The organism is Christiangramia sediminis, assembly GCF_020552705.1.
Lineage (GTDB): Bacteria > Bacteroidota > Bacteroidia > Flavobacteriales > Flavobacteriaceae > Christiangramia > Christiangramia sediminis.
The window spans coordinates 1,051,143-1,064,837 of record NZ_JAJBZG010000005.1; the positions used below are offsets into that span (position 1 = coordinate 1,051,143).

The following is a 13,695-nucleotide window of genomic DNA, read 5'->3' on the forward strand; positions in this document are numbered from 1 at the left end:
ATTTTTATAATAGATCAAAATGAATATTACCAGAGAGAATATTGATGAATTAAATGCGGTAGTTAAAGTTGATATCGCTAAAGAAGATTATGCCGGTAAAGTAGATAAGATTTTAAAGGATTACCGTAAGAATGCCAATATTCCCGGTTTTAGAAAAGGTCACGTGCCTATGGGGATGGTTAAGAAGCAATATGGTCAGGCTGTATTGGTAGATGAGGTAAATAAATTACTTCAGGAAAGTCTTAATAAATACCTTACGGAAGAAAAACTGGACGTTCTTGGAAATCCCCTGCCTAAAGAACAGGAGAATTTTGATTGGGAAAAAGATAATTACAGCTTTGAGTTTGAATTAGGACTTGCTCCTGAATTCGAGGTGAATCTGGATCTTAAAAAGCCAGTGACAAAATATAATATCGTTGCCGATGAAAAAATGGTAAACGATCAGATTGAAAGTATCCAGAAGCAATACGGGAAGCTTAAGACCAAAGAAGAGGTTGCTGAAGGGGATACCGTTGCCGGTACTTTTAAGAACGAGGAAGAAGGGATCCAGAAAGAAACCACTATAGAACTTCAGAACATTAAGGGAAAGCGCAATCTTGCTAAATTCGTAGGTTCTAAGGTTGGTGATACGATTAGTTTAAAAACAAAGAGCTTATTTGAAGACGATCATGCCTTGATCAATCATCTGGGAATAGAGCATGACAAGGCTCACGATCTTGATATTGAGGTGGAATTCACTATATCTGAGATCAACGAAAGAGAACTTGCAGATCTTGATCAGGAATTATTTGACAAACTTTTCGGAAAAGATAAAGTGAAGTCTGTAACTGAACTTAAGGAAAAGATCAAGGAAGACGCCGCCAAGCAATTTGAGCAGCAAAGTGATCAGCAGTTAATGAACGATATTACTGAAGCCCTTATTGAAACAACAGATTTTGAATTGCCAAAAGACTTTCTTCAGAAATGGATCCAGACAGTTGGAGAAAAACCATTGACCGAAGAAGAGGCAAAAGAAGAATATGAAAAGAGCGAAAAAGGACTTCGTTATCAATTGATCGAAGGGAAAGTGGTGAATGATAATGATCTGACTGTAGACTTTAATGATCTTAAAGCTTTTGCTTCAGAAAAGATCAAGCAGCAAATGGCGCAATTTGGTCAAAATGATCCTTCTCAAAAGGAACTTGATGATATCGCTGCCAGAATCCTTTCAAATCAGGATGAAGTGAAGAGACTTTCTGAGCAGTTAATGAATGAGAAACTTCTTGCTTTTTACAAGGAGAACATGAAATTTGATGAAAAAGAGCTGACTTACGAAGAATTTGTGAAAGCTATTTATAAGTAAGCCTTTTTACGATATATTACCTATCTTTAAGGCGTTAACTCAACCGGGATAACGCCTTTTTTTTGGTTTTTACCGGTATTTTAATTACACTAGAAAACAATAAAGAATTGATGGACTACGGAAAGGAATTTCGAAAATATGCTGTCTCAGATCATAATATAAACAGCAATTATTACGATAAAATTGTTAGCAGTATGCTGCCACAGGGCATGACTCCTAATATTATTGAAGAACGCCAGATGAATGCCGTGGCTATGGATGTTTTTTCAAGATTGATGATGGACAGGATCATTTTCCTGGGAACCGGGATCAATGAGCAGGTAGCTAACATAGTGCAGGCGCAGTTATTATTTTTAGAAAGCACAGATGCTTCTAAAGATATACAGATCTATATAAACTCTCCGGGAGGTAGTGTTTATGCGGGTCTTGGTATTTATGATACGATGCAGTTCATAAAACCGGATGTGGCGACTATTTGTACGGGAATGGCAGCTTCTATGGGAGCAGTTCTTTTATGCGCAGGAGAGGCTGGAAAACGAAGCGGACTTCCTCACTGTAGAGTGATGATCCACCAGCCAATGGGCGGAGCTCAGGGGCAGGCAAGTGATATTGAGATCACAGCAAGAGAAATAGTTACTTTAAAAGAAGAATTATATAAAATCATAGCCAAACATTCAGGACAAACTTACGAGAAAGTTCATGAGGACAGTGATCGTGATTACTGGATGAAAGCTGAAAAAGCTAAGGAATACGGTATGATAGATGAAATATTAAAAAGAGAAGGATAAATTGTAATTTACTTTTATTGAAAGTAATTACCCTGAAAATTTAAATGATGGCGAAAGAAGATCTAGAATGTTCCTTTTGTGGTAGAAAAAAGCCCGAGACAAATCTGCTTATTGCTGGTTTAGATGCTCATATTTGTGATCGCTGTATAGAACAGGCTCATGGAATTGTAGTCGAAGAATCCAAGCAGGGAGAGGCTCGTGAGCTTTCTTCAGACCTAATGTTAAGCAAGCCAAAAACGATCAAATCATTTTTGGATGAGTACATTATTGGGCAGGAAGAGACCAAAAAGGTAATGTCGGTTGCTGTATATAATCACTATAAGAGATTATTACAGCCCGAAAGCGACGATGATGTAGAGATCCAGAAAAGTAATATTGTAATGGTAGGGGAGACCGGAACCGGTAAAACCTTAATGGCCAGAACCATTGCTAAAATGCTGAATGTACCTTTAGCTATTGTGGATGCTACGGTTTTAACCGAAGCAGGTTACGTTGGAGAGGATGTGGAAGGCATTCTGACGCGATTACTTCAGGCTGCAGATTATAATACGGAAAAAGCAGAGCGTGGAATCGTTTTTATTGATGAGATAGACAAGATAGCACGAAAAAGCGATAATCCATCCATTACCCGTGATGTTTCGGGAGAAGGAGTCCAGCAGGCTTTATTAAAGTTACTGGAGGGAACCAGTGTTAATGTGCCACCAAAAGGAGGTCGTAAACACCCCGACCAGAAATTTATTGAAGTTAATACTGAAAATATCCTGTTTATTGCCGGTGGCGCTTTTGATGGGATTGAAAGAATTATCAGCAAACGATTGAATATGCAGGCAGTTGGTTTTAGCGCTTCCAAGAGTGAAGATACTATAGAGCGTACCAATCTTTTAAAGTATATCATTCCAAAAGACCTTAAAGAATTCGGATTGATCCCGGAGATCATTGGTCGTTTACCTGCTTTAACTTTCATGAATCCTTTGGATAGAAAGACGCTTAGAGCAATTCTGACGGAACCTAAGAATGCAATCATCAAACAGTACAAGAAGTTGTTTGAAATGGATGATATCGAGTTTGATATTACCGATGATGCTTTAGATTATATAGTAAACAAAGCGGTTGAGTATAAACTTGGTGCCCGTGGATTGCGTTCTCTTTGTGAGGCTATCTTAACAGATGCGATGTTTGAACTTCCTGAAAGCGATGAAAATCATTTCACTGTTACCCGGGAATATGCAGATGATAAGCTTAATAAGTCAACAATGAGTAAACTGAAAGCAGTTTCTTAAAAATAAATCAAATTGATTTCTAAAAAAAAGCTGCCAGATCCTGGCAGCTTTTTTTATTTATGAAACCCCACCTCATTTCATTCAATTTTCAACTGATACTTATCCAGCAATCCCGTGACTTCGGGAATTGAAAAATGGGCTCTAGAAATCTTATTATTTTCGGGATCTATTGAATAGTTAATTGCTTCTCGAAAATCTGCTTTTTCAATATTTGTATTTTCGAAGATTGCTTCTGAAAAATCGCAGGCATGAAAATTCGAGTTGATAAGGACTGCTTCTGTAAAATCTACATTTTGAAGCTTAGTGTTTGAGAAATTTGTATTCGGTGTTTTTACATTAAAAAAGCTGGAATGGTTTAAAACACAGTTAGTAGCTGAAATGGAAAATCCAAAGCCTTCACATAGATCAAAACGCAGTCCTATCATTTTACAATGAGAAAATGAACAATCCTGAATTACTGTCTTTGAAAGTTTAGTATTACTTAGATCACATTCTATGAATTCGCAATCGGTAAATTTTGACCCTCCGAGATCTACTGCTGAAAAATTACAATTATTGAAGGTGCAGGCTTCATAATCTGCTTGCGGAAATTGATCTATACTAAAATCCTTTTTCTCGAAATGTTCGTCCTCAAAGAACTGACTATTCATTCTAATTCTATTAAATCGTGACGTATGTATTAATAGTTTGAGGTATGAAACTTACCAGCTACCACCAGCACCACCACCGCCGAAGCCGCCGCCGCCGAAGCCTCCTCCAAAGCCTCCGCCACCACCGAATCCACCTCCGGAACTTCCGCCACCAAAACCACCGCCGCCAAAGCTTCCGCGGCCAAGAGAGCTAAGAATAATAGCATCCCAAAGAACACTTCTTCCTGTTCCTCTTCCGCCATTTTTTCCGCCACCTCTTTTGTTGAACATGGAAATAATAATCACGATGAAAATAATAAAGAAAATAATAGCTCTTACAGGGAGTCCTCCACCATTTCCTGAGTTTGACTGGGGGGCGCCTTTAAAAGTGCCATTAAGTACCTGAAATATTGCGGTGGTTCCTTTATTAAGGCCTGCGAAGATATCTCCATTTCGAAATTCGGGGAGAATGATCAATTCTATGATCTCTTTAGATTTCGCATCGGTAAGATAAGCTTCCAGTCCATATCCCGTGGTAATCCAGATTTTCCGTTCGTCTTCAGCTACAAGAATAAGTAATCCGTTATCTTTTTCGCTCTGGCCAATTCCCCATTCGTGGGCCCAGTGTGCGGCATAAGTTCCTTCATATTCACCCTGGAGCGATTGAATGGTCACCACAACTATCTGTGTAGAGGTGGTATCAGCATAATTAACAAGTTTCTGTTCTAACCGGCTTTCATCTGCAGAAGAAAGCATATCTGCTTCATCATATACACTGGTTTGTTCAGAAGGTTTTGGTGGAATATCACGTTGTGCAAAAACAGTGAATCCAGTGAGAAATATAAATAAAAATAGAAATCGTTTGATAAGCTTATGCTTTAGAAATTTGATCTGATAATTCGTTAGTATCATCTTTATTCCAGGGGAAATGTTTTTGTAATTGTTCCCCCGCCTTGAGAACTCCCTCTACCAGGCCATCCTTGAAATGGCCATTTTTAAAATGAGAAACTATAAGTTCTTTGGTGCTTTCCCAGAAATCATCTGCTACTACATCATTAATACCCTTGTCCCCGTAGATCACAAAATTACGATCTTCCACAGCGACATAGATAAGTACGCCATTATCCTGCTTGGTATTGTCCATTTTGAGCATGTGAAAAACTTCCATAGCTCGCTCAAAAATATCGGTTCCCCCGGTGCTTCTTTCAAGATGTACTCGAATTTCGCCGGAAGTTTTCTGTTCAGATTTTCTAATAGCGTCTACAATCTCTTTTTCTTCCTTTTTTGTAAGGAAGCCTTTATCTGCATCCTGTCCCATATGCTTAAAAATCGAATTCTACATCTGGTGCATCTTCTGCGCCTGCATCTGCCTGGAAACGTTCCATTCGTTCAAAACCGAACATCCCTGCGAACATATTGTTTGGGAAGACCCTTATATACGTATTGTAATCTGTAACCGCCTCGTTGAAACGGTCCCTGGCTACATTGATCCTGTTCTCGGTACCTTCAAGCTGGGACTGTAATTGAAGAAAGTTCTGATTCGCTTTTAACTCAGGATATCTTTCTACCGTTACCAGTAATCTCGATAGGGCCGAAGTCACTCCTTGTTGTGCCTGTTGAAATTGCTGAATTTGAGCAGCGCTTAAATTTTCTGCATCAACATTTACAGAGGTGGCTTTAGCGCGCGCTTCTATAACTTCAGTTAAAGTCCCTCTTTCAAAATCTGCCGCTCCTTCCACGGTTTTTACAAGATTACCTATAAGGTCATTTCTTCTCTGGTAAGAGCTCTCCACATTAGACCAGGCAAGTTTGGCATTTTCTTCTTTTGCTACCGCGTTATTGTTGAATCCTGCTGTAAATCTCCAGATCACAACGATACCGATAACGATAATTATTAATGGGATTAGCCACTTTTTCATATTACAATTGATTTTTGAGGTTAACTAGTTCTGCTTTTACACTCTCCAGCTTTCTTATGATTTCAAAGTTAGTAAGTGTTTTCTGTTTTTCTTCTTTTAGATGAGTTTTTGCTCCTTCAAGGGTAAAACCTCTTTCTTTTACCAGATGATAAATTAGTTCGAGATTCTTTATATCCTGGGGAGTAAATTTTCTATTTCCCTTGGCATTCTTTTTTGGTTTGATCACATCAAACTCTTTTTCCCAGAATCTAATGAGGGAAGCATTTACTTTAAAGGCTTCGGCAACTTCGCCAATGCTGTAATAGCGCTTTTCAGGAAGGTCTATGTGCATTAATCAAGCGATTGATTTTCACGTTGGGCTCTTTCCAGTACTTCTTCAAATTCTTCTGGTGAAAGATTTCCGTAATAAAAGTTTATGGGATTAATTCTGTCATTATCCTTGAAGATCTCATAATGCAGATGCGGAGCTTCAGAACGGCCGGTACTCCCTACAAATCCAATCACATCCCCTCTTTTTACTCTTTGTCCCCTACGAACATTATATTTATATAAATGTCCGTAGAGACTTGTGTAGCCGTATCCGTGGTCTATTCTAATGTGATTTCCATATCCTGTAGATCTGCTATCGGCCCTGGTTACTCTACCGTCCCCGGTGGCATATACAGGAGTTCCTCTGGGTGCTGTGAAGTCCATCCCATAATGGAACTTTTTCACCTTGGTGAAGGGGTCGGTTCTCCAGCCGTAACCTGAAGCGATCCTACTAAGATCTTCATTACTTACAGGTTGAATTGCGGGGATGGCTTCCAGTAATTCTCCTTTTTCCTTGGCTAAACTGGCTACCTCATCCAGAGATTTAGACTGCACCACGAGTCTTTTAGTGAGAATATCCATTCTCTTGGTGGTTTCCTTTATAAGTTTACTGTTATCAAAACCTTCCAGGTCTTTATATCTGTTTATACCTCCAAAACCAGCTCTTCTCTGTTCCTCGGGAATAGGATTTGCTTCAAAATAAAGTCTGTAAATATTATTGTCCCTGTCCTCAATATTGGCCATGACATCCTGGATCTGGTCCATCTTTTTGTTAAGAAGGCCATATTGCAGTTTCATATTCTGAAGTTCGCGCTTGAGCGCTTTTTCCTGGGGAGTTTCTATCTGCGGAATATTCAAATAAATAATAAGAAGTATAAAACCAGCCAAAAAGGAACCGGTAATACTAAGCAGGACAATACCTAACCGCCTGCCTTTTTTTTGCTCGATCTTTTGGTAAGAAAGGGTCTCGCTATCGTAATAATATTTAACCTTCGACATGAGTTAAATTTATGCTATTTTTGCGTCCTGAAACGGCTCAAATACCGTGTTATTTAATACGGTAAACGAACAAATATATGAATTGTTTTGCCGTCTTCATAATTTAATGAATTTTGCAAGAAAATAACTGAATGAAGTCACAGGATATCCGAAAACAGTTCCTCGAATTTTTTAAATCGAAATCACACAGTATTGTGCCATCTGCCCCTATGGTTTTAAAAGATGACCCAAGCCTAATGTTTACAAATGCCGGGATGGTACAGTTCAAGGAATATTTCCTTGGAAATTCTGTTCCTAAGTCTAACAGGGTGACCGATACTCAAAAATGTCTTCGGGTAAGCGGAAAGCATAATGACTTGGAAGAAGTAGGGCATGATACCTATCACCATACTATGTTCGAGATGCTTGGCAACTGGAGCTTTGGCGATTACTTCAAAGAAGAGGCGATTAGCTGGGCATGGGAACTGCTGACTGAAATTTATAAAATAAATCCTGAAAATTTATACGTTTCTGTTTTTGAAGGAAGTGAAGATAGGGATGATCTGGGATTAGATACGGAAGCTTTAGAACTTTGGAAAAAGATCGTTCCTGAAGAAAGGATCATCTACGGAAATAAAAAAGATAATTTCTGGGAAATGGGTGACCAGGGTCCCTGCGGCCCATGTTCTGAAATCCATGTGGACATTCGTTCCGAAGAAGAAAAAGCAAAGGTTCCGGGAAGAGATCTGGTAAATATGGATCATCCACAGGTGGTAGAGATCTGGAACCTGGTTTTTATGCAGTATAATCGCAAAGCCAACGGAGACCTTGAGGAATTACCGGCAAAACATATAGATACCGGGATGGGATTTGAACGTCTTTGTATGGTGCTGCAAAATAAACAGTCCAACTACGACACCGATGTTTTTACGCCTATGCTTGGCGAAATTGAAAAAATTACCGGTCTTAAATACGGCAAATCTGAAGAGAATAATATAGCCATGAGAGTGATCGCAGATCATGTGCGAGCGGTGGCATTTTCAATTGCCGACGGTCAGCTGCCGAGCAATTCCGGGGCGGGTTATGTGATTAGAAGGATTTTAAGAAGAGCTATAAGATACGGTTTTACCTTTTTGAACACAAAAGAGCCTTTTATTTATAAGCTGGTGCCGGTATTGAGCGAACAAATGGGTATTTCATTCCCCGAGCTAAAATCTCAGAAGGGTCTAATGGAAAATGTGATACGCGAAGAAGAGGCATCTTTCCTGAGAACTTTGGATCAGGGCTTGGTTTTATTAGAGAATCTAATGAAGGACTCTAAGGATAAAACAATTTCCGGGGAAAAGGCATTTGAGCTTTATGACACCTTTGGATTTCCTATAGATCTTACTGCTTTGATATTGAGAGAGAATGGATATGAGCTGGATGAAAAAGGATTTGAAGCTGAACTTAAAAAACAGAAAGACCGTTCGCGCGAAGCAACTGCTGTGAGTGCAGGTGATTGGGTGGAACTGAATGAGCTAGATGAGAATTCTTTTATAGGTTATGATGAACTTGAAGCAGATGTGAAGATCGCCAGATTCCGAAAGGTGGAATCCATGAAAAAAGGAGAAATGTATCAGCTTGTGTTGAATAAAACACCTTTTTATCCCGAAGGCGGTGGCCAGGTTGGAGATAAAGGTATCCTGATGTCTTCAGATGGTGAAGTGATTGATGTTTTAGATACTAAAAAAGAGAATAACCAGATCATTCATTTAACAAAGCAACTACCTAAAAATACTGAGGCAGAATTTAAGGCGATCGTAAATAAAACGGAAAGGTCTAATACCGCTTCTAATCATACGGCTACTCATTTACTGCATCAGGCACTGAGAACTATATTGGGAACTCATGTGGAACAAAAAGGTTCTATGGTGCAAAGCGGCTACTTAAGATTTGATTTTTCTCATTTCAGTAAGGTAACTTCCGAAGAATTAGAGAAGGTAGAAAGATTTGTAAATTCTAAAATTCGGGAGCAGATAAGTTTAGAGGAACAAAGAAATATCTCCTACCAGGAAGCGATAGACCAGGGTGCAATTGCATTATTTGGTGAAAAATATGGAGATTCTGTTAGAGCGATCCGTTTTGGAGAATCTATGGAACTTTGTGGGGGGATCCATGTTCAGAATACATCAGATATCTGGTATTTTAAGATCACCGGGGAATCTGCAGTGGCTTCGGGAATTAGAAGGATAGAAGCAATTACCGGGGAGGCTGCCATGAAATATTTTGAAGAGCAAACAAATATCCTTGAGGAGATCAAAAGCGGATTAAAGAATGCGAACGATCCGGTAAAAGCTATAAATAATCTCCAGGAGGAAAATACCAATCTTAAGAGGCAGGTGGAAAGTCTTTTGAAGGATAAGGCCAAAAACTTAAAATCGGAGCTTAAACAGGAAGTTAAAGCCGTTGACGGGGTTAACTTTCTTGCTAAAAGAGTAGATCTGGATGCTGCGGGTATAAAAGATCTTGCTTTTCAGTTAGGAGAGGAGATAGATAATCTTTTTTTACTTTTTGGAACAGAGCAAAATGGGAAGGCGCTTCTTTCCTGCTATATTTCAAAAGAGCTAGTAAAGGAAAAACAAATGAACGCCGGGCAAATCGTAAGGGAACTGGGTAAATATATCCAGGGAGGTGGTGGTGGCCAGCCATTCTTCGCTACTGCGGGTGGTAAAAATCCGGGCGGACTCAATGAAGCTCTTCAAAAAGCTGAAAGCTTTATAAAATAACATTTAAAATCCCGGAAATTCACCGGGATTTTTTAATTTAAGGATATGGATTTCAGAACTAAAGTTCCAATTGAAGAAGGTACACCAAGGATCGAACACGCTTCAGGAGTTTTCCTGATAGGTTCTTGCTTTGTTGAAAATATAGGAGCTAAGCTGGAATGGTTCAAATTTAAAAATCTTCAAAATCCTACCGGCATTATATTTCATCCTTCCCCGATTCGACGTTTTTTTCAAAGAATGTCAAATCATGAAGAATATCAGAGCAAAGACGTTTTGGAATTCAATGCTGGCTGGCAATCACTGGAAGCACATTCAGATATGCGACGGGCTACAGAAGAGGAATGTCTTAAAGATTTAAATAACGCATTAAAAAAGAGCAGGGAATTTATTGAAAATTCAAGCCACATAATAATCAGCCTTGGAACTGCGTGGGGTTATGTGTATGAAGGAACCGAGAAAATAGCCGCAAATTGTCATAAGATCCCACAGAAAAAATTTCAGAAGGAACTTTCTTCTGTCCGGGAGATCGTTAATGATCTTGAGGTGATCAGTCATTCTGTATTGCAAATGAATAAGAATGCTAATATTATTTACACAATTTCACCGGTACGGCATCTTAGAGATGGATTTCAGGAAAATCAACGAAGCAAAGCACATTTGATAGCTGCGGTACATGAGTTCTTAACCTCAAACACTCAATGTAGTTATTTTCCATCTTATGAGATTCTCATGGATGAACTTAGGGATTATAGATTTTATGCTGAAGATATGCTGCATCCAAATAGCGTTGCGGTAAATTATATCTGGAAGTTATTTTCTGAAAACTGGATTTCAACTAAATCTCTGGAACTAAATACGGAAATAGATAAAATTCAAAAAGCGCTTTCTCATCGATCTCGAGAAGAAAACTCTCTTACTCATAAGAAATTTCTTACGAAATTACAAGCAAAAATCGAGGAAATTCAAAAAAAACACCCTGAAGTAACCTTTTCTTAGCCCTTGCTGTTATTGGGATTGTTAATTTTTTAATATTCTAACAACATATTATTCATACTTTATATTAAATTATTTGTATTTTTACAGTGCAGATCTGGAATAATTTACGTCAGTTATTATTCTTGTATAACTCGAATAATCAGATAATTATAAAAGATTTGTTTTCTAAAATTTGTTGGGGTAGATTTTAGAATATACTAAAGGACGGGTGGGGCCGTCCTTTAGTTTTTTATATAGATTAATTTAACTTTCTTTTCTATTTCAAAAATCTCCCTCTTCTCTCTTTTTTTCTAATTTCCCTTTCTAAACGAATTTTTATGAAGAATATTCTAATTGCCATTCTCCTGGTCTTTGTTGTTATTTTGGGATTTATGTACTGGGAGCAGCGAAATGATGAAAAGGAAAGTTTAGAAGAGAATACGGCACTTATTCAGGAACAGATCAGGAACGTTGGAAAGCTCGTTGTGACCGAGGGAACTTTTTCCCAGGTATTCACCTATAAAAATTCAAAAAGCTTCTATTTTGATGTCCTTTCTGCGCGTAAAAAAGCGTTGATCATAGTAAATGCAGAGGTAAGCGTTGCTTATGATCTAAGCAAATTAGATATAGAAGTAGATGAGGAAGCGAAAAGGGTTATTATTAAAAGTATTCCTAAAGAGGAGATCAGTATTAATCCAAATATCAAGTATTATGATGTAACCCAGGATTATCTCAATCAATTTGAAGCGGAAGATTACAACAAAATAAAATCCCGTATTGAAAAAGGATTGAAAGAAAAAATTGAAGAATCCAGTTTAAAAACCAACGCAAAAAACAGGCTGGTAAGCGAGCTTCAAAAAATCTATATTCTTACCAGTAGTATGGGCTGGACCCTGGAATATGAAAACCAGGATATTACTAATTCTGAAAGTCTGGAGAATATTAAACTTTAAGGCGCTACCATTTTAGTTTCTGTCATCTCAATCCCATCATCAATTAAATTTGCGACTTCAGATCTTTGTTTTTTGATCTCCTCTAAACGGGCTTTTACTTCTTCCGCCAGTTTTGGGTCATCTTCTACCGCAAGCTCATAGATCTCTACCGAGAGTAACCAATCTTTTGGATGGTGTTTTTTTACAAGATCAAAAGCTGCATTTAACGAAAACTTACTGTTTTCACCGTTCCTTATATTTCTAACCGCTTCGTACAAAGATTCCAGTTCTTCTCTTTCGGGAGTTTTTTTGCTTTTAATAGTAGTGCTGGATGGGGTGTGGGTGATCAAATCAAAAGATTCATTATCTGCCGGTCCTGCAAATGCGGAAATGATCTCTTTGCCTACGGCCATATCATAACGACCCCATTCCGGTTGAAATAATACTTCATCGTTATAAATAACCTTGCAATTCTTAAAGCTGATAATGATGATCTTCCCCTGTAAATTTCTAGTTCCGGTAATAATTTCACCTTCTACTTTAACCCCCCCTTCAAATTCAAGGCTAACATTTTCACCTTCGTATATTGCATAAGCCCTGAGATCTCGAGGACTCATATCTTCAATGGCCAGGTTTATTCCTTTCAGGCTTCCTATGGGAGAGCCAAATCCTTCCGGATGTGTTGAAACCCCGTGACCCACAAGTTCTTTTTCTCGGGAAGACAATGCGGTTTGGCCTTTTGTCTGAATATAAACAGGTTTGCCTTCATGCTCTATTACCTTGGAAAAATTACCGGAAACCTGAATTCCTGTGCTAAATTCAATTGTACCCAGGTTTTTGGAGTCGATTAATTTCTGAATACCCTCCAGTCCGCCTTTTCTCAAGGCCATTTTATTGGCGAATTCTTCCAGGACCAGGCTCAAATGAGCAAAATCTGGCGTTACAAAAAGCTGAGGTTGCGGCTTGGTAATATCAAACTCTTTTTTCGCCGCTTCGATTGTGTATGGAAATTTCTTTACGGCTTCGGTCATACAGGACTTGCTTTCTCCAATTGAAGATAAAAGTCCTGCACCATATATTTTTGGATCTTCCGGAGTTCCGATAAGACCATATTCAACAGTCCACCAATGTAAATTTCTAATTTGAGCCATTTCACTAGGCTTTACATCTGCATTCTGAAGTTGGTCAACCCTCTTTTCAACAGCATCGATCTTTTCTTTGGGAGTGTCTTCCGCTTCTTTTAATATGGAAAGCTCACGTATAGCCTCATAAACTTCATAATCATGGGAGCTTGAAATAGCCTTGCAGCCTATCTCCCCAAAACGTCTCAGGTATTCTGCGTATTCCGGATTGGCGATAATAGGAGCGTGGCCCGCCCCTTCATGAATAATATCCGGAGCAGGAGTATATTCAATATGTTCTAGTTGTCTTATATCACTGGCGATCACAAGCACATTATATGCCTGAAACTCCATAAACGCAGCCGGCGGAATAAATCCGTCTACGGCAACTGCTGCCCATCCTATTTCTTCCAGAATACGATTCATTCCATACATGTTGGGAATACTATCAATTGAAATTCCTGTTTTTTTCAGGCCTTCCAGGTAAGAATCATGAGCAACCTTGCTTAGATAGTCAACATTTTTCCTCATCACATATCGCCATACTGCCTGATTAATAGGGCTGTAATCCTCATAATTCTGCGGCTTAATATATTGCTGAAGATGGGCAGGTAACCTGTCCAGTATTTCGTTGGATTGAATATTATCTAACAT

At 38.6% G+C, this 13,695-nt stretch carries 13 protein-coding genes; 6 read left to right on the forward strand and 7 right to left on the reverse strand.

What is annotated here, in order from left to right; genetic code table 11:
* The first annotated feature begins 19 nt into the window (after positions 1-19).
* From tig to clpX, 3 genes are all read left to right on the forward strand, one after another.
* Positions 20-1,342, forward strand: coding sequence for a trigger factor (tig, locus tag LGQ90_RS14250; RefSeq protein ID WP_229342072.1), 1,323 nt, complete (start codon positions 20-22; stop codon positions 1,340-1,342).
* 110 nt (positions 1,343-1,452) lie between these two features.
* Positions 1,453-2,130, forward strand: a complete 678-nt coding sequence (gene clpP, locus LGQ90_RS14255) for an ATP-dependent Clp endopeptidase proteolytic subunit ClpP (protein WP_229342075.1) — start codon at positions 1,453-1,455, stop codon at positions 2,128-2,130.
* Between the two features lie 47 nt (positions 2,131-2,177).
* On the forward strand, positions 2,178-3,410 hold the full coding sequence (gene clpX, locus LGQ90_RS14260) for an ATP-dependent Clp protease ATP-binding subunit ClpX (protein ID WP_229342456.1): 1,233 nt from the start codon (positions 2,178-2,180) through the stop codon (positions 3,408-3,410).
* A 77-nt stretch (positions 3,411-3,487) separates the two neighbouring features.
* On the opposite strand, the gene LGQ90_RS14265 is transcribed toward clpX, so the two are convergent.
* Genes LGQ90_RS14265 through LGQ90_RS14290 form a run of 6 tightly spaced genes read right to left on the reverse strand, consistent with a single transcriptional unit; the run spans position 3,488 to position 7,266 of the window.
* On the reverse strand, positions 3,488-4,060 hold the full coding sequence (locus LGQ90_RS14265; protein ID WP_229342077.1) for a pentapeptide repeat-containing protein: 573 nt from the start codon (positions 4,058-4,060) through the stop codon (positions 3,488-3,490).
* A gap of 51 nt (positions 4,061-4,111) precedes the next feature.
* Positions 4,112-4,951: a TPM domain-containing protein gene (locus LGQ90_RS14270; RefSeq protein WP_229342079.1), complete on the reverse strand. Its 840-nt coding sequence runs from the start codon at positions 4,949-4,951 to the stop codon at positions 4,112-4,114.
* The gene (locus tag LGQ90_RS14275) at positions 4,911-5,357 is read right to left on the reverse strand and encodes a TPM domain-containing protein (protein WP_229342081.1); all 447 of its coding nucleotides are present in this window, start codon (positions 5,355-5,357) and stop codon (positions 4,911-4,913) included. The genes LGQ90_RS14270 and LGQ90_RS14275 overlap by 41 nt, the downstream gene beginning before the upstream one ends.
* Before the next feature lie 4 nt (positions 5,358-5,361).
* Positions 5,362-5,958: a LemA family protein gene (locus tag LGQ90_RS14280; protein ID WP_229342084.1), complete on the reverse strand. Its 597-nt coding sequence runs from the start codon at positions 5,956-5,958 to the stop codon at positions 5,362-5,364.
* A gap of 1 nt (position 5,959) precedes the next feature.
* Complete coding sequence (locus LGQ90_RS14285) at positions 5,960-6,289, reverse strand: MerR family transcriptional regulator (RefSeq protein ID WP_229342087.1); 330 nt, start codon at positions 6,287-6,289, stop codon at positions 5,960-5,962.
* Complete coding sequence (locus LGQ90_RS14290) at positions 6,289-7,266, reverse strand: M23 family metallopeptidase (RefSeq protein WP_229342089.1); 978 nt, start codon at positions 7,264-7,266, stop codon at positions 6,289-6,291. Before LGQ90_RS14290 ends, LGQ90_RS14285 begins: the two co-directional genes overlap by 1 nt.
* A 131-nt stretch (positions 7,267-7,397) precedes the next feature.
* On the opposite strand from LGQ90_RS14290, the gene alaS reads away from it, so the two are divergent.
* The 3 genes from alaS to LGQ90_RS14305 all read left to right on the forward strand — a co-directional run bounded on the left by alaS (position 7,398) and on the right by LGQ90_RS14305 (position 11,941).
* On the forward strand, positions 7,398-10,013 hold the full coding sequence (alaS, locus tag LGQ90_RS14295) for an alanine--tRNA ligase (protein ID WP_229342090.1): 2,616 nt from the start codon (positions 7,398-7,400) through the stop codon (positions 10,011-10,013).
* A gap of 45 nt (positions 10,014-10,058) precedes the next feature.
* On the forward strand, positions 10,059-11,009 hold the full coding sequence (locus tag LGQ90_RS14300) for a GSCFA domain-containing protein (RefSeq protein ID WP_229342093.1): 951 nt from the start codon (positions 10,059-10,061) through the stop codon (positions 11,007-11,009).
* A gap of 317 nt (positions 11,010-11,326) precedes the next feature.
* Positions 11,327-11,941, forward strand: coding sequence for a DUF4230 domain-containing protein (locus tag LGQ90_RS14305; protein ID WP_229342094.1), 615 nt, complete (start codon positions 11,327-11,329; stop codon positions 11,939-11,941).
* Here LGQ90_RS14305 and LGQ90_RS14310 read toward each other — a convergent pair.
* On the reverse strand, positions 11,938-13,695 hold the full coding sequence (locus tag LGQ90_RS14310; protein ID WP_229342096.1) for an aromatic amino acid hydroxylase: 1,758 nt from the start codon (positions 13,693-13,695) through the stop codon (positions 11,938-11,940). The genes LGQ90_RS14305 and LGQ90_RS14310 overlap by 4 nt on opposite strands.

What these genes read in the sequence shown, in the direction of transcription:
- tig (WP_229342072.1), top strand. Translation starts at nt 20, where the DNA reads ATGAATATTACCAGAGAGAATATTGATGAATTAAATGCGGTAGTTAAA.
- clpP (WP_229342075.1), top strand. Translation starts at nt 1,453, where the DNA reads ATGGACTACGGAAAGGAATTTCGAAAATATGCTGTCTCAGATCATAAT.
- clpX (WP_229342456.1), top strand. Translation starts at nt 2,178, where the DNA reads ATGGCGAAAGAAGATCTAGAATGTTCCTTTTGTGGTAGAAAAAAGCCC.
- LGQ90_RS14265 (WP_229342077.1), bottom strand. Translation starts at nt 4,060, where the DNA reads ATGAATAGTCAGTTCTTTGAGGACGAACATTTCGAGAAAAAGGATTTT.
- LGQ90_RS14270 (WP_229342079.1), bottom strand. Translation starts at nt 4,951, where the DNA reads ATGATACTAACGAATTATCAGATCAAATTTCTAAAGCATAAGCTTATC.
- LGQ90_RS14275 (WP_229342081.1), bottom strand. Translation starts at nt 5,357, where the DNA reads ATGGGACAGGATGCAGATAAAGGCTTCCTTACAAAAAAGGAAGAAAAA.
- LGQ90_RS14280 (WP_229342084.1), bottom strand. Translation starts at nt 5,958, where the DNA reads ATGAAAAAGTGGCTAATCCCATTAATAATTATCGTTATCGGTATCGTT.
- LGQ90_RS14285 (WP_229342087.1), bottom strand. Translation starts at nt 6,289, where the DNA reads ATGCACATAGACCTTCCTGAAAAGCGCTATTACAGCATTGGCGAAGTT.
- LGQ90_RS14290 (WP_229342089.1), bottom strand. Translation starts at nt 7,266, where the DNA reads ATGTCGAAGGTTAAATATTATTACGATAGCGAGACCCTTTCTTACCAA.
- alaS (WP_229342090.1), top strand. Translation starts at nt 7,398, where the DNA reads ATGAAGTCACAGGATATCCGAAAACAGTTCCTCGAATTTTTTAAATCG.
- LGQ90_RS14300 (WP_229342093.1), top strand. Translation starts at nt 10,059, where the DNA reads ATGGATTTCAGAACTAAAGTTCCAATTGAAGAAGGTACACCAAGGATC.
- LGQ90_RS14305 (WP_229342094.1), top strand. Translation starts at nt 11,327, where the DNA reads ATGAAGAATATTCTAATTGCCATTCTCCTGGTCTTTGTTGTTATTTTG.
- LGQ90_RS14310 (WP_229342096.1), bottom strand. Translation starts at nt 13,695, where the DNA reads ATGTTAGATAATATTCAATCCAACGAAATACTGGACAGGTTACCTGCC.